The following is a 25,973-nucleotide window of genomic DNA, read 5'->3' as shown; positions in this document are numbered from 1 at the left end:
GCAGGCTCAGCCCGCTTCGATGCGAAGTTTGTGATTTTCGAAGACGAGCCTCACAGGCATGTCAAAACCGATCAGCGCATCGCCGCCGCAATCGTGCAGCATCGTCTTGCAGGCTGCGCGGTCATCCCCTTCAAGCGAGCTCAGGTAGTCGAGCGCGCGTTGTAGCATCCAGAGGCTGAACGGGGCGGCGATCCGCTCGCCCTCCGTGCCCTCGATTGTGAAGCCCGCAATGCCCAGGGCGCGCGGCAGCTCTGCATCGGGGCCATTCGCCTTCGCCCATTCGCCGAGCATTTGTACGACTGTCTCAAGGTGCGGCAATTGCTCTGTCATCATTCGGCGCAGCACCGGGACAAGCGTGTCCGGTATCTCGTCGTCGCCGAGAAAATCGCCCGACAACGGCTCGGGCGCAATCATCCGTTCGACCCATTCGGCGACGCGCGGCGCGATCCGTTTCATGATCTCGCCGCTCGCCGGGTCGCGGTAATTGTGCGCGTAGAGCGGACCGATCAGGCCATAGTCGCCGATGCTTGGCCGCGAGCCGAACAGGAATGGGTGCTTGGCAAAGTGCGCATCAAGGTCGCGCAAGAGCGCCTCGTAGCTCGCCTCGATGGCCGGGATGGTCGCTTCGTTGATGCCGAGCACCGGGACAAAACCCTTGAACGCCGCGCCGCGTTTCATGCCAGCTTCGCGCTGCTCATCAGGAGTGCCATTCGGCAGCGCCACCTTGCCGAATTCGCCGTAAACCCATTGCTCGTTGTAGTTCCAGCGGTAGTGCATCGCCGGGATTACCAGCCACTCATCGCCATAGGTTTCCAGTAGAAGCGCGGCAAGGAGCTGGCGTGGGGTTTGCGGGCAGACCGATGGGCCCTCACTGGCCGCTTCGAAGTGGTCTATGATTACGGTGGTGTCCTGAAGGATCGTGCCGTCTTTCAGTTTCACCACTGGGATCACCGGGCGGCCAACGGCAGGTACGATCTCGCTCTGGTGAATGTCCGGTGTTGCGAGAACTTCGGTGTAGTCGACGCCCTTCCAGTCGAGATAGCTGCGCGCCTTGCCCGAATAGAGCGAAAGCGGCGCGCCGAACATGGTGGCTGTCATTGGTGGTCTCCCGAGATTTCCTAAAGCGGCAATCGCAGTTCGGCGCGAAGGCCGCCAGAGTTACGATTGGCAAGGATAAGTTCGCCGCCATGCTGCTGAGCGATTGCACGCGCCAGAGTGAGGCCAAGCCCCGCGCCTCCTGTTGCGCGGTTCCTCGATGTCTCGCCTCTCGTAAAAGGCTCCATCATCTCAGCGATCCGCGCTTCTTCGATCCCGGGACCGCGATCCTCGACCGCTAGAACCGCCATAGTCCCTTCGATCTCGACCGAAAGCTCTGCATCGCCGCCATAGCGAAGGGCGTTCGAGACAAGATTGCGCAGCGCGCGCTTGATCCATGTGACCTGCACGCGCGCGACCACGCGCGGCGGGTTGAGCATTGTGACCGGCTCGCCGAGATCCTCGAACTCTTCGGCGACCCCTATCGCCAGCATGCCAAGGTCTACGGCCTCGACTTCGAGCGCGCCCGAGCGGCCCATGCGCGCGAGGCTTAAGATGTCGTCCAGCGTCGCGGTGATATCCTCGATGCTTGCCGCCATCTTCTCGCGCTGGGCATCATCTGGAACGTTCTCGATCCGGACTCTCAAGGCCGCAAGCGGGGTTTTGAGGTCGTGCCCGATCGCGCCGAGCATCACGTCCTTTTCATCGAGCAGCGCCGCAATGCGCGCCTCCATCTGGTTGTGCGCGGCGATCAGGCGACGCGTGTCGGAAGGGCCAGTCTCTTCAAGTCTGACCGGCTCATCGGGCTTTTTGGAAAATGTGCTGACCCTGTCGGTCAGCAGCGCAAGTGGACGGGTGATGCGGCGCAAGACAAGGAAGAGGACGACAAGCAGGAAGGTGAAAGTCACCAGCGTCTGAAATGCGAGGCCGCGCAATGCATTGGGCGGGCGCGGCGGTTCTATCACTCGCGCAGCTTGCCATTCGCCGCCGGCCACTCGCTGCATTGCGACCGTCATCACACGCCGCTCGCGCCAGCCTTCGGTTTGCGAAAAGCGCGGGCGACTTCGCACGAATCGTACGATCTGCGGGTCAACTCCAGCCTTCACGATACCGATAGCGACCGCGTGCGGCTCGATGCCTTCGTTCGCGAGCAGTGCGCGCAAACGTTGCTCGCGCGCGCCTTCTTCGCTTGGCACGGCGACGGGTGGCTCGGGGGAGATCGAGAACCGCAGGGGTCGGGGCAGGACGCCAATGCCCCCATCACCACCGACCGAGGGTCGCAGGCGGCGAGGGGCGCGCTCGCTCTGAAAGTCTCCGAATTCCTCCTGTATCGCGCGGCGAGCTTCACGGCGTGCCTCGCGCTCGGCGCCATTGACGAGGCGGAAGGCGGCAGAAGTGATCGCGGCGGTCTCGCGTCGTTCCTCGCCCGCGCGGTAAAGCAGCACGACCGAGACGACTTGGGCTGTCAGCAAGGCGAGCGCCACGCTGAGCATGACCTGCGCGAACAGGCTCGATGGCAAAAGGCGCCTCACGCCTCGCCGGGACCGGGAGGTTGGCGCGTGACGGTAGCGGCAAAGCGGTATCCCCCGCCGCGAACCGTCAGAATAAGCTGCGGGTCGCTCGTGTCGGCTTCGATCTTGCGGCGCAGGCGGCTCACTTGGTTGTCGACCGCGCGGTCGAACAGGTGTGCCGTGCGGCCCTGCACAAGATCAAGCAGCAGGTCGCGGTCCATGACCTGGCGTGGATTGTCGAGAAAGGCGCGCAGCAAACGGAACTCGGCGGTCGAGATCGGTACGGTCACGCCTTCTGCATCGGTCAGTTTGCGTTTGAGCGGATCGAGCATCCAGCCCTCGAAATGATAGTGCCAGTCCTCCGCCTCGGGCGCGCTCGCTGCGCCTCTCCCCACCCGGCGCAGGACAGAGCGAATGCGCGCCACCAGTTCGCGCGGCTCAAAGGGTTTTACGATGTAATCGTCCGCGCCCAATTCGAGCCCGACGATCCGGTCGGTCGCTTCGCCGCGGGCCGTGAGAAAGATCACCGGAAGACCGCGCGTTTCAACGAGATGGCGGCAAAGCGAGAGGCCGTCTTCGCCCGGCATCATGATGTCGAGCAAAACGATATCGGGGCTCACCTCCGTCAGCGCCGATCGTGCTGCCGCGCCGCTTTGCGCCTCGGTCACGGAAAAACCCTGGCCAGCGAGATACTCGGCGAGCGGTTCGCGAAGGGTCGCTTCATCGTCGACGAGAAGAATAGAGGTGGCGGGGGCTTCGTTCATCAAGGCCACTTTCATGAAAGGTGCCGACCCGGCGCGCAAGTCCTGCATTTGAGGACGGCGGGCCGGGCCGGGTGAGACGCTACTGGGCGCGCCGGGTCAGGGGGATACCCAACAAGCTGACTTCGCTTGGTCTCTCAGTTAGCGCGGTTCTGGCGCATCTGGCGGCGTTCCTGACGCTGAGCCTGACGGGCTTCGCGTGCTGCCTCGCGCTCTGCCTGTGTGATGCTGCCGGAGCCGTCAGCGTCGACGCGGGCAAAGCGCGCTTCGACGGCGGCGTCGAACTCGGCAGCCGATACTGCGTTATCGCCGTTGGTGTCCGCGCGGCGCAGCATTGCCATGCCGCCGCCGCGACGACCGCCGCGGCGCATTTCACCGCGCGCGCCGCGTCGCCCTTCGCGCGCTTCGCCGCGGGCCTCGCGCGCCGCCATCATTTCCTCGCGCGAGATGCCGCCGGAGCCGTCTGTGTCGAGCCGGGCGAACATTCGCGCCTGCCGCTCCGCCGCGCGGGCTTCGCGGGCCGCGGTCATTTCGGCAGGAGTGATCTCGCCATCGCCGTTCGCATCTGCCTCGGCAAAGCGTTCGGCCGCGCGGGCGGCGCGATCCTCGGGTGAGATCTGGCCATCGCCATCGGCGTCCATCTTGGCGAAGCGCTCGCTGGCGTGAACCTTTGCTTCGGCGAGCGTGATTTCTCCGTCGCCATTGGCATCGGCGGCCTGCATTCCGCGGTCACCGTGCTGTGCAAGCGCGATACCGGCGCCGCCGATGGCGAGGGCCGCTGCTGAAAGAGTGAGCGTCAGTTTGCGCATGGCAAAGTCCTTTTCCTTATCTTTTTCGTCACATTGGTAGAGTTGCGACGAGGCGACCTTGCGGGGGCCAGGCATCAGGGGAGGGGCTAGAAAAGTCCCGGCCTCTTTATGCTTCGTTTGGGGCGGTGAAGCGTTTCGCAAAGAACGCTCTCGCCGCAACTCACGAATGCTGTTCTAGCGAAGCAATGTCGCAGGATTATCCCGAAGCCTTGCGACATTGTCGCGGTTTGTATCGGGTTCGCGCCTGCGTTCACTCGGGTGCAAGGAAAAGGCGCTTTCGGCCTAGCGCGGGCGGTGCTCGGTCCCTTCGCCAGACGTGATGAAGATCGCGGAGGCGCTCTCTTCAACATCCGCGATGTGCCACACGCCGGGGGGATTGATCGCGTATTCGCCCGCTGCAAGCGCGACTTTCTCTCGGCGCCCATCGGGATGTTCCTGCGTCAGCACCATGTCGCCTTCGGTGCAGATCACCACCTCGGCGCCCTTGGGATGCATTTCCCAGCTCGGCCAGCTTTCGGTGAAGGTGTGCATCGAGACAAGCCGACCTTCGGGCCCGTCGCTGCCGTGACGCTCGCCATATTGCTCGTACCATTCGAGCCCGGTGAAAGGCGGTTGGGGAACCGCCGTTGCACCGAGCCCTAAATGGATGAACGCCTCGCTCAGTTTGCGCGCGCTCACGACATCACCCCTCGCTGGGCGGAGCGGTCATGCAGAAGACGTTGAGCTTGTTTCCGTCAAGGTCGCGGAAATAGCCTGCGTAAAAGCCATCATCGCCGCGCGGACCCGGCGCGCCTTCGTCCTTGCCGCCCTTGGCGATTGCGGTGTCGTAGACCGCCTTCACCTTTTCGGGGCTGTCGACCTGGAGCGCGACCATGGTGCCGTTGCCGACCGTCGCGGGCTTCTCGTCGAAGGGCTGGGTCGCGGCAATGCCGGGCGCGCCGTCCATCGCACCCCAGGCGATGAAGGTGTCGAAATCCATCATCCGCCCGACGCCGAAATGTTCGGCGATCGCGTCGTAGAATTCCGCCGCGCGCGGCAGGTCGTTGGTGCCCAGTGTTACGTAGCCGATCATGAATGTTCTCCCTCAGGCGCAGCCGCAAAGTGCGACTCGCGAATGTGGGAACATTAGTAGAACAAAAGCCTTCGCGCAATCTGGTTCAGAGTGGAGCGGTTTCTCGCTCAAGCCAGGCAAGGTCGTCGCCATCAAGCTGCGGCGCAACTATCTCGCGCACGCGGGCGTGGTAGGCGTCCAGCCATGCGATCTCGCTGTCGGTGAGCAGGCTCTTTTCAATCAGGCGGCGATCGATGGGCACGAAGGTGAGCGGTTCGAAACCGAGGAAACGGCCTTCAGCGCCTTCGATATCCTGCTCGACCGTAAGGACGAGATTCTCGATCCGGATGCCGAATTCGCCTGCCTTGTAGTAGCCCGGCTCGTTTGAGAGGATCATCCCTGCATGCAATTCCTGCGAGGTGCCTGCCTGCCCGCCCGATGGCTTGGCAATGCGTTGCGGGCCTTCGTGCACGCCGAGGAAGCTGCCGACGCCGTGGCCGGTGCCGTGGGCGTAGTCGACGCCCGCTTCCCAGAGATACTGGCGGGCGAGCGCGTCGATCTGGCCGCCATTGGTGCCTTGTGGGAAGATGGCGCGGTCGATCTGGATGTGGCCTTTCAGAACGCGCGTGAAGCGGTCGCGCATTTCGCTCGTCGGTTCGCTGCCTTCGGGTGTGTCGATCCACACGGTACGGGTGATGTCGGTGGTGCCTGCGGGGTACTGGCCGCCGGAATCGACGAGATAGATCGAACCCGGCGGGATCAGGATGTTGCTGTCTTCATCGACCTTGTAGTGCGGCAGAGCGGCATGGCCCGATGCGGCGGAAATGGTGTCGAACGAGGTGTCGCGTAGGTCGCCATGTGCGCGGCGGAAGCCTTCGAGCTTGGCGGCCGCGGCCAGTTCGTCGATCTCGCCAGCGGGCGCAGTTACCTCGAGCCAGCGAAGGAAACGGCTCACCGCTGCCCCGTCGCGCGCCTGTGCGTCGCGGTGGCCCTGCACTTCGGCTGCATTCTTGATTGCCTTGGCAAGGATCGTCGGGTCCTGCTTGAAGGTGAACTTCGCGCCCCCTGCCCTGAGCGCTTGCGCGATGCCGACAACGCCGAAATCGGGATCGACGCTGACCTTCTTGCCTTCCATCGAACCGAGCGCTCCGACAAATTCGTCGCGTGCGCGCACCGTCACGGCATTGCCGAGATGCTGGGTCAGTTCGGGCGTTACTTTCTCAGGCGCGATGAACAGCTCTGCCGTTCCGTCCTTGTGCGCGATGACATAGGAAAGCGCGACCGGCGTGTGCGACACGTCGCTGCCGCGAATGTTGAGCAGCCATGCAATCGAATCGAGCGCCGGGACTACCACCGCGTCGAGCCCCTCGTCGCACAGCCAATCGGCCACTTCCGCGCGCTTGTCCGCCGATGAACGCCCGGCGAGTTCCTCAGTATGAACGATGGCTTGCGCGTCGGACGGGGAAGGCTGATCCTGCCATACCGCGTCGATTGGGTTGCTTTCGGCAGGGATCATGGTGATGCCTGCGGGCTCGACGGTTTTCTCAAGCGCTTCGACCCAGCTCCACGTGTGGAGCCAGGGATCGTAAGCGATCTTCGCTCCCGCCTCGCTCATGTCCTTGAGCCAGTCGCCAAGGCTGTCGCCCGGAATGCTGCGATATTCGAACAGGTTCTCATCGACCTGATCGCGCACCTGCACGGTGTAGCGGCCATCGACGAAGATCGCGGCATGGGTAAGCGTGACAGCAGCAAAGCCCGCAGAACCACCAAACCCGGTCAGCCAGCCAAGACGCTGAGCGTAGTCGCCGACATATTCGCTCATATGTTCGTCCGAGATCGGCACCACGAAGCCGTCGACCCCCCGGCGCTTCAATTCTTCGCGTAGGGCCTTGAGGCGGGCTTCATGGGTCTGCATCAGCATTGTGTCGATATCCTGCTTTTCGCGCGCGGTCTTGCCGCGCATGAGTGAATCTCTAGAACACTTCACATAGGCCGCCTGCCTGCGGCTTTCCACCCGAGCCCCTCACTTGAAGGAACCGGTTACCGTGCCGACATCCCGAACCACCTTACTCGCCATGGCGAGCGCTGCCCTGCTCATGACAGGCGCGAGCGTTTCCGCCGACACCCATGAGGATAACGCCAACGTGCCCACTTCTCCGCCCGTCGCCGAAAAGCGCGAACACACATACACCTATCACGGCATCACGATTTCCGATCCGTATGACTGGCTCTACGACAAGTCCTATCCCGAGATCGATGACGAGGACGTGCTCGATTATGTGAAGGCGGAAAACGCTTGGTTCGAAGCGGCGATGAAGCCGCACGAAGAGCTGACCGAGAGCCTGTTCACCGAGATGCGCGCGCGGATCAAGGAAGACGATTCCACCGTACCTCAACGTCGCGGCGACTATCTCTACTGGTCCGAATTCGAAGAGGGCGCGCAGTATCGCAAGCATTACCGCAAGCCTGTCGGCGCGCCCGAGAGTGCCGAGCCGCAGCTGATTCTCGACCAGAATGCGCTTGCCGAAGGTCACGAGTATTTCCGTCTCGGCGCGCTCTCGGTCAGCAAGAGCGGGCGCTACATCGTTTACGCCACCGACACGAATGGCTCTGAACGTTACACCGCGCGGATCAGGGACCTTGAAACCGGCGAATTGCTCGATGACGTGCTCGAAGGGCTGCGCGGCGGGCTTACCTGGGTCGCGAACGACACGGCGCTTGCCTACACGCCCGCGACCAAGGAGTGGCGCACGCTCGAGGTGAAGCTGCACACGATCGGGCAGCCCAACGATACCGATGTGACCCTCTTCACCGAAGAGGACCAGAGCTTTAGCGTCGGGGCCGGACTATCGGCGCAGGAAGACTATCTCATCATCTCGACCGGCGACAACGAGACGAGCGAGGTGCGCTTCGTCTCCGCTGCCGATCCCATAGGCGAGCTCACACTCATCAAACCGCGCGAGAAGGGCATCGAATACGGCGTCGACATTCGCGAGGGCGAGCTGTGGGTGTGGACCAATGACGACCACATCAATTTCCGCCTTGCAAAGGCCGACCTCACCACGCCCGGCGAATGGGATACCGTGCTCGCGGGATCGGACGATTTCTACCTCACCGATTTCGACCTGTTCCAGGGCTTCTTTGTTACTGAGGGGCGCCTCAACGGCCTCGATCAGGTACAGATCCGCTCTTACGAGAACCCGACGATGGCGGATCCCATCGCCTTTCCCGAAGCGAGCTATGATGCAGGGCTTTCGAACAATCCGGAATACGACCAGACGGTGCTGCGGCTTTCTTATGAGAGCATGATCACGCCTGACACGGTGCTGGATTACGACGTGGCGACCAAGACGCTGACGACGCTCAAGACGCAGGAGATCCCGAGCGGCTACGATCCGACGCAATATGTAACCGAGCGGGTTGAGATTCAGGCGCGCGACGGGACGATGGTGCCGGTCAGCATCGTGATGCGCAAGGACCGCGCGCAGATCCTCGCTGAGGCCGGGATCGAGGGGCCGGGGCCGCTGCATCTCTATGCCTATGGCGCCTATGGCTATGCGATCCCGCCGGGCTTTTCGACCACGCGGCTTAGCCTCGTTGATCGCGGTTTTGCCTATGCCATCGCGCATATTCGCGGGGGCGATGATCTTGGCCGGCGCTGGTATCTGCAAGGCAAGATGTTCGAGCGCACCAACACCTTCAACGACTTCGTCGATGCCGGGCGCGGGCTCATCAAGATGGGCTACACCGCAGAAGGCATGGTCACCGCATCAGGCGGGTCGGCTGGCGGAGAACTGATGGGCGCGATCGTGAACCAGGACCCGGCGCAATACGGTGCGATCGTCGCGCATGTCCCCTTTGTCGACGTGCTCAACACCATGCTCAATGAAAGCCTGCCGCTGACACCGGGCGAATGGCAGGAATGGGGCAACCCGATCGAGAGCAAGGAGAGCTTTGCCTACATTCTTTCCTACTCGCCATACGATCAGGTGAAGGCGCAGGACTATCCGCCGATGCTGGTCACCGCCGGTCTCAACGACCCTCGTGTAACCTATTGGGAGCCCGCCAAGTGGGTCGCGAAACTGCGCGATACCAAGACCGACGACAATGTGTTGCTGATGAAAACCAATATGGGCGCAGGCCATGGCGGGCAGTCGGGCCGTTGGAATTCCCTGCGCGAAACCGCAGAGGAGTTCGCCTTCATCCTTTGGCAGATGGGGATGACACAAGAGCCATGAGGTCAGGGGGAAGCGAGACGTCGTAGCGGATCGCTTCCTCGACCAGCAGGGTCACGATCTCTTCCATCTCTGGCCCGAACATCGCCAGTTTGATGTAGAGCTCAGGCACTGCACGCATGAGGCCAAGGCCCGCTTCCTTGCCGAAAACCGGGATCGGGCCGCTCGGCAAGGGGCGCTTGTCGAGGTCGGGAGTGAGTTGCCACACCATGCCGACCTTGCGGCTGTTGAAGATCGCCATTAGCCGCCCGTAATCGCCAGCCAGCAGCGGCGAGGGCATGGCCGCAAGATAGCGGCACGCCGCAACCGCAGCCGTTCGATCGCGCAGCGAAATCGCGGCCTCCAGCCAGCCAAGCGTGCGACGCACATCTTCCCTTGTCGCCTCTTCGGCATGCGCGATGAGCCAGTCATAGCCCTTGATCGCCGAGTTCCACTGGCGCGGGTCGCGCTCGATCTGGTCCCAGAAACAGTCGACAGGATCAGCGAGCGTTTCGAGTTTGCCGTCCCGGTGAACGAACACGCCCTCGGGGCTCATGATGAAGCTCTTGGCGCCGGGCTTCTTGTCGCCGAACTCGACCTTGGGGCGAAAGCCGCGGTCTTTCCTGCCTTTTGGTTCGCCTGACATCGCTTCCCTCGCCTTTGTCCCGCCCAATCAGAAACTTGATACCTGGTCTAAGCTAACAAAGCCTTGGCATTCTTGCGCTTTGCGACAGCGCGCACTACCCACCGGGCCAGAATGACGAACCGCTTCAGCAAGACCTTCACCGCGCAGCCAGAGCACATCGACGAGCTCGGCCACGTCAACAATACGGTGTGGGTTCAGTGGATTCAGGACATGGCGACCTCGCACTGGGATGCGGTGGCCGAGCCTGAGCACCGGGAGCAATTCTTCTGGGTCGTGATCCGGCACGAGATCGACTACCGGGGCAACATCGCTGCAGGACAAAGCGCAACCGGCACCACCTACATCCCGAGTGAGGCTCGCGGAGCGAAATCGGTGCGCATTGTCGAGTTCACAAACGAGGCTGGAAAGCCGCTCGTCTCTGCCAAGACCACCTGGGCGATGCTTGATCGAGAGAGCGGTCGTTTGGCGCGGATCAGGCCGGAAGTGCTCGCGCCTTTCGCCAGCGAAGACTAGGCAGCGGCTCTGCCGGGCTTTGCCTTCGATCGTGGTTTATCGCGCGTTGCTGGCGGCTTATTGAAGACGGTAAGCCGCTCGAAACAGGTGCGGTTCCGCCCTGCCGCCTTGGCATTGTAGAGAAGCTGGTCGGCACGGCTGTAAAGCTCGTCGAAGCCCATCAGCTGATCCGATGCGCGCGGCAGTTCGATCACGCCCATGCTGGCGGTGACGGGTCGCTCGAGCCCTTCGACATCGCGAGCTATGCGCACAGTGATCGACTGGCGAAGAGCCTCGGCGCGTTCGAGCGCGCCTTTGCCGCGCAGGAGAACCACGAACTCCTCGCCGCCAAGTCGGACCGCGATGGAGTCGCGTTCGTTACTACCGCGCAAAGCGTGTCCGCAGGCAACCAGCGCCTTGTCGCCAACCTGGTGTCCGAAGCGGTCATTGATCGCCTTGAAATGGTCTAGATCGACAAGCGCAAACGTGTCGAAACCCTGCGCCTGAAGATTGGCAAAACGTTCTTCCACCGCTCGGCGGTTCATGAGGCCTGTGAGCGGATCATGCGTCGACAGCTGTTCGAGCAATTCGGCCTCGGTGACTGCCGCGTCACGTTCGCGGCGAATGGCAAGGAAGCGCGATGCAATAGCGAGGCTTATCACGATCACTTCCAGCCCGACCGCAAGATATAGCGTTTGATCGAGTTGCGATGGACCGGTGTACACTCCAAGACCGCGCATCATTCGCTCGAGTGATGACAGGATGATCGGCGACCATGCGAAAGCCAGAAAGCGCGCCGACTTGCTGCCTCGCCAAAGCGCTTCGGCGATCGCTGCGGTGATGATGACCATCGCCGGTATGAACGTGTAGAAGTAGAGAAGATCGTCGACCGGCTGTGTCGCGTGCAATTGCAGCGCGAAGAAGCCTGGCACGAACACCGTCCATACCCCCGTCGCGACGGTCAGTCTGCGCATGAAATTGGATTGCGCGTCCCTCTCGAGGAAATCGACGAGAAATAGGGCCGAGAGCCCACAGCCGATTGCCCAGCACAGTGGCCCTGCAACCGCCATAACCCGCAAAGGCACGTCGGCAAATACGGTGATCAGGCCGCCTGCAAACAGGACGTAAACGATCATCGAGGCCACCATCACTGCATGGGTGACGACGAACCTTTCTTTCAGGACGATAAAGAAGCTGACGTCGAAAAAGAGCGGCAAGATCAGCATGCCGACGACGAGCGCAAGCAGCATCATGTCGAACTGGGCCCAAGAGGCGTCTTCCGGGTGAAAGCTGAGGCGCGCTTCGGTCAGGAGCGGGACAGAGTGCGGTTTGTCGATCTTGACGATGACCGCGCTGGTATCGTCCATGACCTCGGGAAGCTCGAGCCTGAAGACAGGGCCGCCGGCGAATGGCTCAGCCATGTCCTCGCTGTAGCGCAAGGTCCGCAGTGTGCCGTCTTCATCGAGGACACCGAAAGTGATCGTCTCGAAGCGGGCATTGCGCGTGAAGAAGTATAGCGGCTTTTCCTTGTCCGCCCAGCTGCGTGCATCGAACCGAATCCAAGCAGCCGGTTGGTCAGCCCGCCATCCCTTGTCTGCACAGTTCCATGATGAAAGAGCCAACATGTCGATCAATTCGACATCGGCACTGCTCGTGGAATGGCAGGCTGGTTCTACTACCGGATGATCGTGCACCGATTTTGCACGCGCGTCTGCAGGAACCAGCAAGAATGCCAGCAAGGCCGCAGCAAATGCGGCAACAAGCCTGAACGCCGGACGGTCCATGAATGCGCGCTAACACAGTGCTGGTTACGACCCTGTTAAGCCAGTTCACTTGTTGGAGCGTGAAATCTCGAGCCAGAACAGTCCCTTGAACAAGTGTAATCGTTTGTCTTGGTCGGCGCGCTCAACTTTGCGTGCCGCCTCGTGTATGAGGCCCGGCAATCTTGAGTGCTGCTGCCACTTATCGATGCGTCATAGCGTTGTCACAGTACCGCAATAGCGCGATGCGCAATCGTAGAAAGGGATCAGATGACGAAACGCAACCTCGCCGTTGGACTATTGGGAATTGCCGCGATCACTCTATCGGCTTGCGACGCCGGCGGTAGCGGAGCGCGCGATTCCATTCGCGCCGTGGGATCGTCGACCGTTTACCCGTTCGCGAAGCAGGTGGCCGAGAACTTCGCGCGCTCGAACCCTGAGCTCAAGTCGCCGCTGATCGAGTCCACCGGATCGGGCAACGGCATCCAGCTGTTTTGCTCGGGCCTTGGCGCCGATACGCCCGACATGGTGAATGCGTCGCGGCGCATGAAATCTTCGGAATTCGATCGCTGTCAGGCGAACAATGTCCAGGACATCATCGAGCTGCAGGTCGGTCTCGACGGGATTGCCTTTGCCTCGAAGAATGGCGGGATTGAACTGAACCTGTCCCCCAAGATCGTCTACGAAGCGCTCGCAGCGCGCCCCTATGGCGGCGAGCAGACCACGCAGCTGTGGTCCGATGTCGACCCGTCGCTGCCTGACGATCCGATCCTTGTCTACGGCCCGCCGAGCACCTCCGGCACCCGCGATGCGTTGAAGGAGCTGGTGCTTGAAGTGGGCTGCGACACCAATCCCGAGATGAAAGCGCTCAAGCAAGAGGACAAGGATCTCCATCTTCAGCTTTGCACCGAGGTGCGTTCAGACGGCGCATATGTAGACCAGGGCGAGCAGGACAACCTGATCGTGCAGAAGATCGAGAGCAATCCGCGTGCCGTGGGAATATTCGGATTTTCGTACCTTGACGAGAACACCGACAAGGTGACCGGCCTTCCGATGAACGGTGTCGATCCGACCTATGAAAACATCTCGAACTTCGCATATCCCGGCGCCCGCCCCCTTTACGTGTACGTCAAGAAAGCGCACATGCGCGCCATTCCAGGCCTCGACCTGTTCCTTCAGGAATGGGTGAAGAACTGGAAAGCTGACGGACCGCTAGCGGCGATTGGCCTTGTGGCTTCGCCGCCTGCCGAAATGGCAATGAACGAGCGGCGCGTGAACGAGCTTTTGACCATGACGCGCGGGGATCTGACCGGTGAAACACCGGCAGAGGAAACCGCAGCGGCAACGCAATAACACACCCCCAATTTCGCCTACCCCCGAACAGGCCAAGACACTGGAGCAAACCATGACCCAACCAATCCTCTCCGCCCGCAACCTGCTTGTCGGTGCCTCGCTCGCCGTGCTCGCCGCATGTGGTGGAAGCGAAGTCGAAGCCGGTCCCGAACCGATTTCGATTGTCGGCTCTTCAACGGTCTATCCGTTCGCGCAAAAGGTCGCCGAAGACTACGTCGCAGGCAATGAAGGCGCCGCTGCACCGGTGATCGTCTCCACCGGCACCGGCGAAGGGATCGAAGAGTTCTGCGCAGGCCAGGGTCCTGAGACCGCCGACATCGTCAACGCTTCGCGCCAGATGACCCAGAGCGAGTTTGAGCGGTGCCGGACCAATGGCGTGTCCGACATCATCGAGGTCAAGGTGGGCCGCGACGGGATCGTCTTTGTATCCGCCATGGACGAAGGCATCGAACTCGAATTGACGCCGGGCATCATCTACAACGCGCTCGCCGCAATGCCGCTGGGCGAAGAGCAGACCGCGGAGAACTGGTCGGACGTCGACAGCAGCCTGCCGAGCGAGCCCATCATCGTTTACGGTCCGCCCGAGACATCGGGTACGCGCGACGCGCTTCTCGACGTCATCATGACCCCTGCCTGTCGCCGGAACAGCGAAATGGCAGCGCTCGAAGAAAGCGATCCAGCCCAGTTCGAGCGTGATTGCCATGAACTGCGCAGCGACGAGGCCTATCTCGACCAGGGCGAGCAGGACGACCTGCTCGTTCGCAAGGTCGCCAACAATCCGCGCGCTATCGGCGTGCTGGGCTATTCCTATCTCGACGAGAACGCGGAGAGCGTGAAGGGCCTGCCAATTGGAGGCGTGGAGGCAAGCGCTGAGACGATTGCCGACGGCAGCTATGCTGGATCGCGCGCCCTCTACATCTACGTCAAGAAAGCACACATCGGCGTGACGCCGGGCCTTGAGAACTATCTCGCACAATGGGCGCAGAGCTGGGGTGCCGAAGGTCCGCTTGCCGATATCGGCCTTGTCCCGTTGACCGACGCCGATCAGGCTGCGAGCGCTGCGGTGATCGAGGGCCAGACGGTTATGACCGGTCCTTCCTCGCAGACTGAAGCCGCAGCCGAAGAAGGCTGACTTATCCCGGTCAGACTTGTGCTGGCATTGGCTGGCGCTAGTCTGATCGCATGAGCAATCGCAAGATCGCGGCCTGGCGCGATGCCGGGCTTATCGACAGCGCCACCGCGCAGCGCCTCGTCGATTACGAGGCCGAGCACGCGCGTCCGCTTGCACTATGGGCGGTGTTCGGCCTTGGCGCGCTCGCGATCGGGCTGGGCATCATCTCCGTCGTGGCTGCAAACTGGGAAGAGATTCCCGGCCAGTTGCGGCTTGCGGTGCACCTCGCCCTTCTCATCGGATTAAGCGCGACGCTCGCCTTGCGCGAGGGGGAGTTGGCTCGGATTTCGCCTTGGGTGAGCGAAGCGCTGCTGTTCGTTATTGCCGTGCTCGGTCTCACATTCTTTGGCCATCTGGGCCAAGTCTACCAGACCAGTTCGCCGCTCTGGAAGCCGCTTGCCACGTGGCTGATCTTGTTCGGCCCGATGCTGCTGATCTTTGGTCGCAGCTGGCCTGCCGCCGCGCTGCTCATCGGTGCGAGCATTTACTGCGCATGGGACTTTGCAGCGGCCGATAGCGGCGCCTTGTTCGAGCGCGAGGAAAGACCCGGCTGGATGCTCGCCGCGATCGCAACCACGCTTCCCGGCCTGTTTGCGCCTTTCGCTGCATGGATGCGTGATCGCTCGGGCCGCCACGACTTCTGGCGTCAGCTTGAACTTGTCGCGATCACCTATGCGGTTGGCGGCGCGACGCTTTCCTGCATCATTGCAAGCTTTGGCGGCTTCGAGAGCGATTACGATCCGCTTGGAAGCACTGGCCAGTTGGTGCGAGCCGCAGCGGCGCTCGGTTTCGGATTGTTGCTGGTGCTCGCAAATCCGGGGCTGTCGGGACGCGTTTCGGGACTGGTCATGGCAGGATCGGGGCTGACAATCGCCCTCGCACTTGGCGTCAACGATATCGACCTGCTTGCCGCAGGCTTGTTCATGGCGCTTTGGGTGGGGATCGCTGCGGCTGCTCTCGCAATCGATGCGCGCGGAGCGTTTCAGCTGGCAGTGGCGGTGGTGGCCTTGCGGCTGATTATCCTGAGCTTCGAGCTCGCAAGCGACCTACTCCTTTCCGGCTTTGGCCTGATCCTTTCGGGCCTCATGATCCTCGCCGTCGCATGGGGCGCAGTGCGCGTGTCGCAAGTCTATGCACCCGGTCGAGAGACGCAGGAGCAGACGCCATGAACCGTGCGCTTCGCTTATCAGCGCTGGTCTTGCCGCTGGTGGGCTTCGCAGCTTTGTGGGGCTGGACCGATTATGAGAGCCGGCAGGGGACCGAATGGGACGTAGAGATCAGAGGCTACGATCCGCGCGACCTTCTGCGCGGCCATTATGTCCAGTTCTCCTACGACTGGAACGGCCTCGACGACCGGCTCGGTATGGGTGACCCGCCGGCGCGGCTGTGTCTCGAAGGCGATCCGCCGGGACCGCCGCTGGTGCGGCGCATCGAAGGCGAATTTGGCGACTGCCCCTATCCGGCGGAGGCCGATTACGGCGGGGTCTACGGTTCAAACAGCCTGCTTCTAGGCAGGCTTTATGTTGGCCAAGAGAGGGCAGGCGAGCTCGACCGCGCGCTTCGCGATCCCGACATGCGCGGAGTGGTGCGGGTGAGGCTTGGCAGCAATCGTCGGCTCGTCCCGATCGACATCACCATGCGCCCTTTGACCCAGGCCGAGCGTGAGGATGCTGCCAGCGAGTAACGCTTAAATTGGATTGCCGTCCTGATCGCGGAAGATTTCGCGCCGTCCGACGTGGTTCGCTGGGCCCACCAGCCCCTCGCTCTCCATGCGCTCAATCCATTTGGCAGCCGTGTTGTAGCCGACGCCCATCTGGCGCTGGAGCCAGCTGCCGCTCGCTTTCTGGTTCTCGATCACGATCTGGCAGGCCTGGCGATACTTGCGCTCGTCCGGGTTGTCGGAGGCGGTAAACTCGTCCTCGAACGCAAAGCCGCCGCCATCTTCGGGCTCTTCGGTGACCGCGTCGACATATTCAGGCGATCCTTGCGCGCGCCAGAAGTCGGCGACCGATTCCACTTCCTCGTCCGAGACGAACGGACAGTGGACGCGCACGGTCGCGCCGGTGTTCGGCTTGTAGAGCATGTCTCCCTTGCCCAGCAGCTGCTCGGCGCCCTGCTCGCCAAGGATCGTGCGGCTGTCGATCCGGCTCGTCACCTTGAAGCTGATGCGGGTCGGCAGGTTTGCCTTGATCACGCCGGTGATGACATCGACCGACGGGCGCTGCGTCGCCATGATGAGGTGAATACCGGCGGCGCGCGATTTCTGGCTCAGGCGCTGGATAAGGACCTCGATTTCCTTGCCCACCGTGACCATGAGGTCTGCAAGCTCGTCGACGATCAGGACGATCTGCGGCAGCGGCTCGTAATCGAGCTGTTCTTCTTCATAGAGCTGCTCGCCCGTATCGGGGTCGAACCCGGTCTGCACGCGGCGGCCCAAAGGTTTGCCCTTTGCGATCGCGGCGCGCACTTTCTCGTTGAACGAATTGATGTTGCGCGAATTCACGGAGGACATCATCCGGTAGCGCTTCTCCATCTCCTCGACCGCCCATTTAAGCGCGCGCACGGATTTGTGCGGCTCGGTCACCACAGGCGAGAGGAGGTGCGGGATGTCGTCGTAGCTTTTGAGCTCCAGCACCTTGGGATCGATCAGGATCAACCGGCACTCGGCAGGCGTAAAGTGATAGAGCAGCGAGAGCAGAATACAGTTGAGGCCAACCGACTTACCCGAACCGGTGGTGCCTGCGACCAGAAGGTGAGGCATGGCGGCAAGGTCGGCGATGATCGGTTCGCCAGCGATATCCTTGCCCAAAATGATCGGCAGGTTGCCCTTGTGCTCGGCGAAGCTGGCCGAGGCGGCGAGCTCTTTCAGCATCACCATCTGGCGGTCGGAGTTGGGCAGCTCGATGCCCATCACCGTCTTGCCGGGGATCGGCGAAACGCGCGCTGAGATCGCACTCATGTTGCGGGCAATGTCTTCGGCAAGGCCTACGACGCGGCTCGCCTTGATCCCCGGTGCGGGTTCGAGTTCGTACATCGTTACGACCGGGCCCGTGCGGACGGCCGTGATCTCGCCCTTCACGTTGAAATCGTCGAGCACGTTTTCGAGGAGGCGCGCGTTACGCTCCAGCGCCATCTTGTCGAGCTTGGGCGCGCTGTCCTCTGGTGGGTCTTCAAGAAGCTCTAGGCTCGGCAGTTCGAAATCGGCGAACATGTCGCGCTGGTTCTTCTTCGTTGCCGGATTGGCGCGTTTGGGCGGAGCCGATGGGTCGCTGATCTCCGGCGCGCGGCGAGGCGTGGGATCGGGTTTGACCTCTGCATCGGGTTTCGCCTTGCGCCGCGCCTTGGCAGCGGGGGGGGCGACCTCGTCATCTCCATCGATGAAAGTGAGCGCGGTTTCGCGGCGACCAAACGGCAAGCGCGAGAGAATTGAATTTGCGCCAGCGGCAATGAAATTGGGAAGGGTGAGCAGCGAGCGCCAGTCGATCGCGAAGATGCGGGTGAGAAGCGCCGTCGCCCCGGCAAGGCTCGCAAGCGCAGCGCCCAAGGTCACCCAGCCCGACGCCGCTTCACCCGTGCGGGCCGCGACCGCTTCAATGCCCGCCGCACCGAGCAGGCCCGACACGCCGCCAAGCTGGGCTGGCAGAGTGCCGCCAGCATTCTCGAACGTCAGCGACAGGACGGTGCCAAGAAGCATGATCGCAAGCAGCAGCATCGCCGTGGGCAGCCACCAGCGGGTGCGCTCACCCTCGACATCGTCCATCTCGACATCGCGCCACAGGCGGCGTGCCGAGATATAAAGCAAAGGCAGCAGCAACAGGCTTGGCAGACCAAACAGGAATAGCACCCGGTCGGCTATCCACGCGCCCCAGCTTCCCATCCAGTTTGCAACCGAAGCGGGGTCCGCCGCCGTGGACGCGCTCGGATCGGTTTGGGTGTAGCTCGCTAGCGAGAGCGCAAGAAACACCATCGCGGCAAAAAGCACGCCGGCGCCGGTAATCTGGCCGATCCGGCGGATCGAGCGCTGCAGACCAATGCGCCAGTCGGCAGTCGGGGCTTTGCGAGTGTTCACAGCGCGGGTCGCCATGGTGGAGCTCCTTGAATGAGAACACACCATGAATCCTTGGCGACTCGGGGTCAAGGATGCTGCGGTCAGTCGAGCCTCAACTTAAACCGTCAATCGCGGCCCAGCGGGGCCAGCCAAGCTGCTCGGCGCGGTACTTGTTCATGCCGCCAAGTGCGATAACCGGGACTTTCGAAAGCGCCGCGAGCTTGCGAAACCGATCCACGCCCAGCGTTTCGCCGTCCGGATGCGAGCGTGTTGGAAAGACTGGTGACAGCATCACGGCATCGGCGCCGTATCGATTGGCGTCGGCGATCTCGCCCTCGTTGTGAGCCGTGGCGATCCAGCGCAGGTCCGATGTCGGGATTGCGTCCAGAGCGCCGTAGACCCCGTCCGCACCCCATTCTTCCGCGGCAGAAAAGCTATCCGAAACTATGGCCCAATGCCCTCCATCACGAAGCATCGGAAGCAGCGCCGCAAACCGTGTCGCGCGCTCGTCCGGCCCAAGGTGGTAGTGCCGGAAAACGAACCCTGAACCCTTCGGCAGGCGCGCAATCGCGTCTTCGAGCACAGCGTCGTTGCGGGCATCGGAAATGAGCCAGAGTTCGGGGAGGGGCTTTATATGCGCCATCGGGGCTTTATATCGCGGCCAATGGAAAACGACACGCAAAGTGCAGCAAGCCGTCTGGCCGAGGTTGAAAGCAACATCGCGCGCATGTGCAAGCCCGCCCGCCGCGAGCCTGCGGATGTGACGCTTATTGCCGTGAGCAAGACGCATCCGGCGGACAAGATCGAACCATTGCTTGAGGCGGGCCACCGGGTCTTCGGCGAGAACCGCGTGCAGGAAGCGCAGGAAAAATGGCCGCAATTGCGCGAGGCCTATTCCGGCGTCGAGTTGCACCTCATCGGCCAGCTGCAATCGAACAAGGCCGAAGATGCGGTCGAGCTGTTCGATGTGATCCATTCGCTCGATCGCTCGAGCCTGCTCAAGGCGCTTGCCAAGGCAATGGACAAGTCGGGCAAGCGCGTGCCCTGCTTCGTGCAGGTCAATATCGGCGACGAGGACCAGAAGGGCGGTTGTCCGATTGCTGAACTGCCAGATTTTTTGGAGAAAGTGCGCGCGGCGAACGTGCCAATCGCAGGCCTGATGTGCCTGCCGCCCGCTGACACCGAAGCAGCGCCGTTCTTCGCGTTTCTTGCCAAGCTTGCCAAGGATAACGGGCTCACCGGCGACGAAGGCGGCCTATCGATGGGGATGAGCGGCGATTACGAGACCGCGGTGCAGCTCGGCGCGACTCATGTGCGCGTGGGTACGGCGCTCTTCGGGGCGCGCGGGTGACGGAAGGGCCAAACGAGGCGGTCGAGCAGTTTCGCACGACTTGGCTTCCCCGGCTGAACAACGGGGCCGCCACGCTCCTCATCCATGTCGAAGGCAAAGGTGATATCGCGCCGCACGCCGTTATCGCCGATAATTTCGTGGGCGAGTTCGGATACAAACGCATCGGGTTCAATTGGGAATTGCTGGATGCGACTCCCGATGCGCATGGCCCGCGTTCAGCGGAGCATCAACTGGTCGAGGCGCTGTCGAAAGATATCGCCAATCCCAGCAAGCAATGGCTCCCGGAAGAGAGCGCCCGCGCCTGTTCGAAAGAGTTTCTCGCACTGTTCGATCCCGGGGACCGAACGGTCGTCTCAAACCGCTATGACGGGTTGTGGAATCCTATTTCCAAGGCGCCGAATGAATGGGCGTTTGTCGGTTTCGATCGCCAGCTGAACGTGTTGCTGCTCATCACCGAAGACTGACGCCGTCCAAACAAGAAAGGGCACCCCGTTGCCGGAGCGCCCTTTCGGTGTTCGGTATCTAGCCGGATCGATTAGAATTCGAAGACAGCTTCGACACCGATGTTCCGTCCGCGCTGAAGCGGCGAGAAGGTGCCTGCGCCGGGCAGCGGATCGAACGGACGGTTGATGCCGTTGGAAAGCGGACCGCCGAACGGGATCTGCGTATCGCCGCCGACCTGCACTTCGTCGAACAGGTTGCGACCATAGATCGAGAAGCTGAGGCCATCCATCGGCGTGTTCCACGTGATGTTGGCTTCAAGGTTGCTGATGTCCTGAACGAAACCGCGATTGTCGTCGGTGTAGGCGAATTCATCGCGGTACTGGTAGTTCACGCGGGTGATGACTTCGCTGTCGCCGAGGAACAGTTCGTGCAGCAGGCCGACGCCCCAGGTTACTTCGGGAACGCGCGGCAGGCGCAGGTCGAGGTCGGTATCGTTGATCACGCCATCGCCCGAAATGTCGAACAGGATCTCGTCATACTCGTCGTCGATGATCCCGATGTTCGCGGTGAACAGCAGGTTGTCGGAAACACGCATGCGCGCTTCGGCTTCGAAGCCGGTGATGGTTGCATCAGCGGTGTTGAAGATCGACTGAGCCACACCCGAGACCGGGTCCGACTGGTTCACTTCGCGCTGCATGTCCTCGATCTTGGTGATGTAGGCTGCAACGTTGAGCGTGAAGGCGCCGTCCTCGGTCTGGAACTTGCCGCCGATCTCGAAGTTGTCGACCTGCTCTTCCCCGAAAAAGAAGTTGAAGCCAGGCTGCGCAACGATCGCTTCAAACGCATTCGCGTTGGTGATGCGGAAGTTGTAGCCGCCCGAACGGAAGCCGCGGGTCCAGTGACCGTAGACCTGGCTGTTCGCGAATTCGTACTGGACACCCAGCTTCGGCGACACGTTGCGGAAGCGAACGCGGTCAGAGAAGCCGTTGTTCTCGGTAGGAATGAACGGATTGACGCCAGTGGTCGGGCAAGTCTGGTCCACGACCGAACAAGCCGGGCGCGGGCGCACGTAGGTGACGTCTGCGTCCTTGGTTTCCTGGCTCCAGCGGATGCCGCCGATGACCGAGAAGCTGTCGGTGAGGTAGAACTGGCCGTTCGCGAAAACGCCGAGCACTTCATGTTCCTGACGACCGCCGCCGAAGAACGAGAGCGGCGTCGAGACCGGAATGTCGCGCACTTCGGTGTAGGCAAGCGTCTGGTCGAAGTAGAAACCGCCAACCGTGAGGTCAAAGTTGTCGGTCGACACAGCGTAGCGGATTTCGTTCGAAATCTGGTCCTGCTCGGTCTCGGTGTTCGAGTGGAACAGGAACAGGGTGGTCGCGTCGATGTCGGCATCCGTTTCCGCGCTGTAGTCGCGGTAGCCGAAGATGTTGGTCAGCGTGCCCGGTCCGATATCCAGCTCTGCGGTAAGCGAGGTGGTGAGGATCTCGGTCGAGTAGGAACCGGCATTGTCGATTGCGAAGTCGAAGCTGTCGCGCTCGAAGATGCCGCGGTTCTGTGCGGCCGGGCCGTCACCGGTCGAATCGAAGTAATCAACCTTACCCGTCAGCGTGAGATCGCCGAGACGCGCTTCGAGTGCGCCGCGAACGATGTAAGTCTCTGCCTGGCCGAAGTTCGAGCCGTCGAACTGGTTTTCGAAATAGCCGCGATCGTTGTTGTAGTAACCAGCAACCTTGAACAGCAGCTTGTCTTCGATGATCGGACCAGAAAGCACGCCGCTTGCGGTGTAGTTTTCACCGCCGCGACCACCATCGACGGGGCCGTCGACCGCTGCGCGGAACTTGCCGCGGAAATCTTCGGTCGGGCTGGTCGTATTGATCAGAACCGCACCGCCGGTCACGTTGCGACCGAACAGGACGCCTTGCGGACCGCGAAGGATCTCGACGCTTTCAAGGTCGAAGATGTCGAACACGACGCCGCCATTGATGCCGAGATAGACGCCATCGACGAATACGCCGACGGTCGGATCAATCGACGGGATCGACGAGTTGATGCCGAGACCACGGATCGAGAAGTTCGCGGTGCCGCGGCTGGTGCCGATCTGGTCGAGCGATACGTTGGGAGCCTGGAAGGTGAGGCCCTGGACATCACGGACCTTGAAGGCTTCGAGCGTGTCTTCGTTGAAGGCGGTCACTGCGAGAGCGACGTCCTGAACGTCTTCCGGGTCACGCGTCTTGGTGCCGGTAACGACGATGTTGCCGATAGAGTCGAGCGAGCTGGTGCGCTGCTGCGTCTGCTCTTCATCGGTCTCGTTGGTTTGGGCAAGGGCTGCGAAGGGGGTAGCAGCGCACGAGCAAAGCAGAAGCGCGGCCAGCGACCGCGCCGGGGTCTTGTAAGTCATCAATTTCCTCTCCTGACGTAGGGGAAAACGCGTCTAGAAAATCAGTAGCGCAAACGCAACCTATTTGGTCACGCGCTCGTCGAATGTGGTCGGCGCTTTGTCCGATTGGCCACAGTCTTACGCGTTTTCGTGCAGCCTTTGTCGCTGGTCGCTCGCCGCGTCGAGCAGGCTTGCCTCGATCTCTGCGAGACGTTCGGGCGCGGTTACTTTCGAACCCGTCAGATCGGTCACGTAGAACGTGTCGGCTGCGCTCTCGCCATAGGCGGTGATGTGAGCGGACTGGACGATCAGGTTCGCCTTGTAGAGCGCATGGGCAAGCCGATTGAGCAGCGCCGGGCGATCTCGGGCGGTGACTTCGATGACGGTGAAGTGGTTCGAGGCCGAATTGTCGAAATTGACCTGGGGAGCCACGGCGAAGGCCTTCGCCCGCGAATGAGCGAGCGGACGAGCGGCCAGCTTTGGCACGAGTTCTACCTGCGCGAGCAAGGCGTCGCGGATACCCTGTTTCAGGCGGGCAATCTGGGTTTCTTCGCGAAATGGCTTCGCGTGAAGATCCTGAACTAGAAAATTGTCGATCGCATAGCCGTTGAGCGCGGTGTGAATGCGCGCATCGATGATGTTCGCGCCCGCCAGGTGAATGCCTCCGGCGATGCGATAGAACAGGCCCGGATGGTCGGCGGCGATCACGCTCACCAGTGTTGCGCCGCGTTCCTCGTCCACCTCGCAGTGGATCGAGAGGTGCTCCTCGATGCGCCTGGCTTCCTCGTACTGGATGAGGTTCTTGGCGATGATGTCGACCGGCTCGGCGATCCAGAAAGCATCGGCCAGGATTTCGCCGACCTGGTCCACCAGATAGGCCTTGTCGCCAAGCGCGCTGCTCACCGCTTCGCGCTTGGCGTTGACCTGTGCCTTGCGACCCTTTCGCTTGTGCCCGAGGCGCAGGCGCTCCTGAGCTGCGTCGTAAAGCTCGCCCAGCAGCTGACCTTTCCAGCTGTTCCACGTGCCCGGCCCCACCGCACGGATGTCGACGCAGGTCAGGATTGCAAGATTGCGCAGCCTTTCGAGCGAGCGGACCTCGCCGACGAAATCCTCGATCGTCTTGGGGTCGGTGAGGTCGCGTTTCTGCGCGGTCGAGCTCATCAGCAGGTGTTGCAGGACGAGCCATTCGACCAGCTCGGTCTCTTTTTCATCGAGGCCGAAACGCGGGCACAGCTTTGTCGCAACCTGCGCGCCGAGAACCGAATGGTCTCCGCCGCGGCCCTTGGCAATGTCGTGCAGCAGCACCGCGACATAGATCGCGCGGCGCGAGGCGACCTTATGGATCTCGCGGGTGGCGCGCGGATGGTCCTTTTCGAGCAAGCCGCGTTCGATCTGCGAGAGCAGACCGATGGCCCGGATCGTGTGCTCGTCGACCGTGTAGTGGTGATACATGTCGAACTGCATCTGCGCGTTGACCTTGCCGAAGTCGGGCACGAAGCGACCAAAAACGCCCGCCTCGTTCATCCAGCGAAGCGACGTTTCGGGATCCTTGCGGCCACCCAGAACGTCGAGAAACAGCGCGTTTGCACGCTTGTCGCGGCGCACCTCGGCATCAATCAGCTTCGCATCGCGGTCGGCCTGGCGCATGGTTTCCGGGTGGATTTCAAGGCCCTCGGCCTCTGCTATCTGGAAGATTTCGATCAGGCGGACCGGATCATCCTCGAACCACTTGTCACCCGGAGCCTTGATCCGCCCGCCTTGCACCACGTAGCCCTTGAGGTAGCGCGGCTTGGCGCTCCATCCGGCGAAAAAGCCCGTGCGCGTGCGTTTCTTGGCGTGCTCATCATCGAGGTGAGCCAAGAAGACGCCGGTCAGGCTACCGACGCGTTTCGCTTGCAGGAAGTAGTACTGCATGAAGCGTTCGACCGCGCTTTTGCCGGGGCGGTCGGCGTAGTTCATGCGCTCGGCAATCTGGCGTTGCAGGTCAAAGGTCAGGCGATCTTCCGCGCGGCCCGTCAGGACATGCATGTGGCAGCGCACCGCGAGCAGGAACCCCTCCGCGCGGCGAAAACTGCGATATTCAGCCGCAGTCAGCAGGCCGACATCGACCAGATCGGCGGCGCTTTCGACGCGGTGCATGAACTTGCCGATCCAATATAGCGTCTGCAGGTCGCGCAGGCCGCCTTTGCCCTCTTTCACATTGGGTTCGACGACGTAGCGGCTGTCGCCCATGCGCTTGTGCCGCTGGTTGCGCTCTTCGAGTTTCTGCGTGAGGAACTGGCGTTCGTTGCCGCGTGCGACTTCGGCCCAGAAACGCTGTCGTAGCTCCTCGTAGACGTCCTGATCCCCCCACACGAAGCGCCCTTCGAGCAGCGCGGTGCGGATCGTCAGGTCCTCTTTCGCCATGCGCATGGTGTCGGCGACAGTGCGGCTCGAATGGCCGACCTTGAGGCCGAGATCCCACAGCAGATAGAGCATCGCCTCGATCACCTGCTCGCACCAGGGCGAGCGCTTCATCGGAGTGATGAAGGCGATGTCGACGTCCGATTGCGGCGCCATTTCCGCGCGGCCGTATCCGCCGACAGCGACAATCGCGAGGCGCTCTGCAGTTGTGCGGTTGCCGGCAGGGAAGACGTGTCTGGTCACATAATCATGAATCACGCGGATCAGCTGATCGGTCAGGAAAGCATAGCCGACCGTGATCTCGTGCCCGGCTGAAGGCTTCTCGATCAGCCGGTCCTCAAGCTCGCTGCGCCCGTCGGCGAGCGCAGTTTGCAGCGATTTGAGGATTTGCGGGCGCGCCTTGTCGCCATGCTCTTCGCACAGCGCGGCGATGTCACCCGTCAGCGCGCGCCGGTCGATAATGGCGCGCTGGCGAGGGACGCGGCGACTGGGAAGGCTCCAGTCAGTCACAGCGTCCCTCGCCTATGCGAAAATGCGCGGCAGG

21 protein-coding genes are annotated in these 25,973 nt (G+C 62.0%); 8 read left to right on the top strand and 13 right to left on the bottom strand.

Going from position 1 to position 25,973, the window contains the following annotated elements; all coding sequences use genetic code 11:
• Positions 1-6 precede the first annotated feature (6 nt).
• The 7 genes from AC0V6T_RS13335 to AC0V6T_RS13305 all read right to left on the bottom strand — a co-directional run bounded on the left by AC0V6T_RS13335 (position 7) and on the right by AC0V6T_RS13305 (position 7,088).
• The gene (locus AC0V6T_RS13335; RefSeq protein ID WP_486127615.1) at positions 7-1,098 is read right to left on the bottom strand and encodes a glutathione S-transferase; all 1,092 of its coding nucleotides are present in this window, start codon (positions 1,096-1,098) and stop codon (positions 7-9) included.
• A gap of 20 nt (positions 1,099-1,118) precedes the next feature.
• Positions 1,119-2,567, bottom strand: a complete 1,449-nt coding sequence (locus tag AC0V6T_RS13330) for an ATP-binding protein (protein ID WP_486127613.1) — start codon at positions 2,565-2,567, stop codon at positions 1,119-1,121.
• On the bottom strand, positions 2,564-3,310 hold the full coding sequence (locus AC0V6T_RS13325) for a response regulator (RefSeq protein ID WP_486127611.1): 747 nt from the start codon (positions 3,308-3,310) through the stop codon (positions 2,564-2,566). The genes AC0V6T_RS13330 and AC0V6T_RS13325 overlap by 4 nt, the downstream gene beginning before the upstream one ends.
• 134 nt (positions 3,311-3,444) lie before the next feature.
• A complete protein-coding gene (locus tag AC0V6T_RS13320; RefSeq protein ID WP_486127609.1) occupies positions 3,445-4,116 on the bottom strand; it encodes an EF-hand domain-containing protein in 672 nt (223 codons plus the stop codon).
• Between the two features lie 282 nt (positions 4,117-4,398).
• A complete protein-coding gene (locus AC0V6T_RS13315) occupies positions 4,399-4,794 on the bottom strand; it encodes a cupin (protein WP_486127607.1) in 396 nt (131 codons plus the stop codon).
• Positions 4,795-4,798: 4 nt separating this feature from the next.
• Entirely contained in the window at positions 4,799-5,188 is a 390-nt protein-coding gene (locus tag AC0V6T_RS13310) for a VOC family protein (protein WP_486127605.1), read from the bottom strand.
• A gap of 85 nt (positions 5,189-5,273) precedes the next feature.
• A complete protein-coding gene (locus tag AC0V6T_RS13305; RefSeq protein ID WP_486128607.1) occupies positions 5,274-7,088 on the bottom strand; it encodes an aminopeptidase P family protein in 1,815 nt (604 codons plus the stop codon).
• A 175-nt stretch (positions 7,089-7,263) separates the two neighbouring features.
• Here AC0V6T_RS13305 and AC0V6T_RS13300 point away from each other — a divergent pair, with 175 nt between their 5' ends.
• On the top strand, positions 7,264-9,405 hold the full coding sequence (locus AC0V6T_RS13300; protein ID WP_486128605.1) for a S9 family peptidase: 2,142 nt from the start codon (positions 7,264-7,266) through the stop codon (positions 9,403-9,405).
• Here AC0V6T_RS13300 and AC0V6T_RS13295 read toward each other — a convergent pair.
• Positions 9,368-10,027: a hypothetical protein gene (locus tag AC0V6T_RS13295; protein ID WP_486127603.1), complete on the bottom strand. Its 660-nt coding sequence runs from the start codon at positions 10,025-10,027 to the stop codon at positions 9,368-9,370. The two genes, AC0V6T_RS13300 and AC0V6T_RS13295, sit on opposite strands and share 38 nt — an antisense overlap.
• A gap of 111 nt (positions 10,028-10,138) precedes the next feature.
• Here AC0V6T_RS13295 and AC0V6T_RS13290 point away from each other — a divergent pair, with 111 nt between their 5' ends.
• Entirely contained in the window at positions 10,139-10,540 is a 402-nt protein-coding gene (locus tag AC0V6T_RS13290; protein ID WP_486127601.1) for an acyl-CoA thioesterase, read from the top strand.
• Here AC0V6T_RS13290 and AC0V6T_RS13285 read toward each other — a convergent pair.
• The gene (locus tag AC0V6T_RS13285) at positions 10,537-12,303 is read right to left on the bottom strand and encodes a sensor domain-containing diguanylate cyclase (protein ID WP_486127600.1); all 1,767 of its coding nucleotides are present in this window, start codon (positions 12,301-12,303) and stop codon (positions 10,537-10,539) included. The genes AC0V6T_RS13290 and AC0V6T_RS13285 overlap by 4 nt on opposite strands.
• Before the next feature lie 246 nt (positions 12,304-12,549).
• On the opposite strand from AC0V6T_RS13285, the gene AC0V6T_RS13280 reads away from it, so the two are divergent.
• From AC0V6T_RS13280 to AC0V6T_RS13265, 4 genes are read left to right on the top strand one after another with little or no spacing between them, the layout of a single operon-like run.
• Entirely contained in the window at positions 12,550-13,632 is a 1,083-nt protein-coding gene (locus AC0V6T_RS13280) for a substrate-binding domain-containing protein (protein ID WP_486127598.1), read from the top strand.
• A gap of 52 nt (positions 13,633-13,684) precedes the next feature.
• The gene (locus AC0V6T_RS13275) at positions 13,685-14,764 is read left to right on the top strand and encodes a substrate-binding domain-containing protein (protein WP_486127596.1); all 1,080 of its coding nucleotides are present in this window, start codon (positions 13,685-13,687) and stop codon (positions 14,762-14,764) included.
• Positions 14,765-14,814: 50 nt separating this feature from the next.
• Positions 14,815-15,972, top strand: a complete 1,158-nt coding sequence (locus AC0V6T_RS13270) for a DUF2157 domain-containing protein (RefSeq protein WP_486127594.1) — start codon at positions 14,815-14,817, stop codon at positions 15,970-15,972.
• Positions 15,969-16,487: a GDYXXLXY domain-containing protein gene (locus AC0V6T_RS13265; protein WP_007165966.1), complete on the top strand. Its 519-nt coding sequence runs from the start codon at positions 15,969-15,971 to the stop codon at positions 16,485-16,487. Before AC0V6T_RS13270 ends, AC0V6T_RS13265 begins: the two co-directional genes overlap by 4 nt.
• A gap of 3 nt (positions 16,488-16,490) precedes the next feature.
• Here the strand turns inward: AC0V6T_RS13265 and AC0V6T_RS13260 are convergent, their stop codons facing one another.
• Positions 16,491-18,887, bottom strand: a complete 2,397-nt coding sequence (locus AC0V6T_RS13260; RefSeq protein ID WP_486127592.1) for a DNA translocase FtsK — start codon at positions 18,885-18,887, stop codon at positions 16,491-16,493.
• A 76-nt stretch (positions 18,888-18,963) separates the two neighbouring features.
• A complete protein-coding gene (locus AC0V6T_RS13255; protein ID WP_486127590.1) occupies positions 18,964-19,494 on the bottom strand; it encodes a thiamine phosphate synthase in 531 nt (176 codons plus the stop codon).
• A gap of 21 nt (positions 19,495-19,515) precedes the next feature.
• Here AC0V6T_RS13255 and AC0V6T_RS13250 point away from each other — a divergent pair, with 21 nt between their 5' ends.
• A complete protein-coding gene (locus AC0V6T_RS13250) occupies positions 19,516-20,202 on the top strand; it encodes a YggS family pyridoxal phosphate-dependent enzyme (RefSeq protein ID WP_486127588.1) in 687 nt (228 codons plus the stop codon).
• Positions 20,199-20,666, top strand: coding sequence for a hypothetical protein (locus AC0V6T_RS13245; protein ID WP_486127586.1), 468 nt, complete (start codon positions 20,199-20,201; stop codon positions 20,664-20,666). Before AC0V6T_RS13250 ends, AC0V6T_RS13245 begins: the two co-directional genes overlap by 4 nt.
• Before the next feature lie 71 nt (positions 20,667-20,737).
• On the opposite strand, the gene AC0V6T_RS13240 is transcribed toward AC0V6T_RS13245, so the two are convergent.
• On the bottom strand, positions 20,738-23,047 hold the full coding sequence (locus AC0V6T_RS13240; RefSeq protein ID WP_007165971.1) for a TonB-dependent receptor: 2,310 nt from the start codon (positions 23,045-23,047) through the stop codon (positions 20,738-20,740).
• Positions 23,048-23,164: 117 nt separating this feature from the next.
• The gene (locus tag AC0V6T_RS13235; RefSeq protein WP_486127583.1) at positions 23,165-25,939 is read right to left on the bottom strand and encodes a [protein-PII] uridylyltransferase; all 2,775 of its coding nucleotides are present in this window, start codon (positions 25,937-25,939) and stop codon (positions 23,165-23,167) included.
• Positions 25,940-25,973: the final 34 nt, after the last annotated feature.

The sequence above is a fragment of the Erythrobacter sp. S158 genome, assembly GCF_057364915.1.
The sequence above is the reverse complement of the archived record's forward strand: the minus strand, read 5'-3'. Positions and strand labels throughout refer to the sequence as shown.

Excerpts from the sequence above, each read along its gene's own strand:
- AC0V6T_RS13335 (WP_486127615.1), bottom strand. The coding sequence starts at position 1,098 with ATGACAGCCACCATGTTCGGCGCGCCGCTTTCGCTCTATTCGGGCAAG.
- AC0V6T_RS13325 (WP_486127611.1), bottom strand. The coding sequence starts at position 3,310 with ATGAACGAAGCCCCCGCCACCTCTATTCTTCTCGTCGACGATGAAGCG.
- AC0V6T_RS13320 (WP_486127609.1), bottom strand. The coding sequence starts at position 4,116 with ATGCGCAAACTGACGCTCACTCTTTCAGCAGCGGCCCTCGCCATCGGC.
- AC0V6T_RS13310 (WP_486127605.1), bottom strand. The coding sequence starts at position 5,188 with ATGATCGGCTACGTAACACTGGGCACCAACGACCTGCCGCGCGCGGCG.
- AC0V6T_RS13305 (WP_486128607.1), bottom strand. The coding sequence starts at position 7,088 with ATGCTGATGCAGACCCATGAAGCCCGCCTCAAGGCCCTACGCGAAGAA.
- AC0V6T_RS13300 (WP_486128605.1), top strand. The coding sequence starts at position 7,264 with ATGACAGGCGCGAGCGTTTCCGCCGACACCCATGAGGATAACGCCAAC.
- AC0V6T_RS13295 (WP_486127603.1), bottom strand. The coding sequence starts at position 10,027 with ATGTCAGGCGAACCAAAAGGCAGGAAAGACCGCGGCTTTCGCCCCAAG.
- AC0V6T_RS13290 (WP_486127601.1), top strand. The coding sequence starts at position 10,139 with ATGACGAACCGCTTCAGCAAGACCTTCACCGCGCAGCCAGAGCACATC.
- AC0V6T_RS13285 (WP_486127600.1), bottom strand. The coding sequence starts at position 12,303 with ATGGACCGTCCGGCGTTCAGGCTTGTTGCCGCATTTGCTGCGGCCTTG.
- AC0V6T_RS13280 (WP_486127598.1), top strand. The coding sequence starts at position 12,550 with ATGACGAAACGCAACCTCGCCGTTGGACTATTGGGAATTGCCGCGATC.
- AC0V6T_RS13275 (WP_486127596.1), top strand. The coding sequence starts at position 13,685 with ATGACCCAACCAATCCTCTCCGCCCGCAACCTGCTTGTCGGTGCCTCG.
- AC0V6T_RS13270 (WP_486127594.1), top strand. The coding sequence starts at position 14,815 with ATGAGCAATCGCAAGATCGCGGCCTGGCGCGATGCCGGGCTTATCGAC.
- AC0V6T_RS13265 (WP_007165966.1), top strand. The coding sequence starts at position 15,969 with ATGAACCGTGCGCTTCGCTTATCAGCGCTGGTCTTGCCGCTGGTGGGC.
- AC0V6T_RS13260 (WP_486127592.1), bottom strand. The coding sequence starts at position 18,887 with ATGGCGACCCGCGCTGTGAACACTCGCAAAGCCCCGACTGCCGACTGG.
- AC0V6T_RS13255 (WP_486127590.1), bottom strand. The coding sequence starts at position 19,494 with ATGGCGCATATAAAGCCCCTCCCCGAACTCTGGCTCATTTCCGATGCC.
- AC0V6T_RS13250 (WP_486127588.1), top strand. The coding sequence starts at position 19,516 with ATGGAAAACGACACGCAAAGTGCAGCAAGCCGTCTGGCCGAGGTTGAA.
- AC0V6T_RS13240 (WP_007165971.1), bottom strand. The coding sequence starts at position 23,047 with ATGACTTACAAGACCCCGGCGCGGTCGCTGGCCGCGCTTCTGCTTTGC.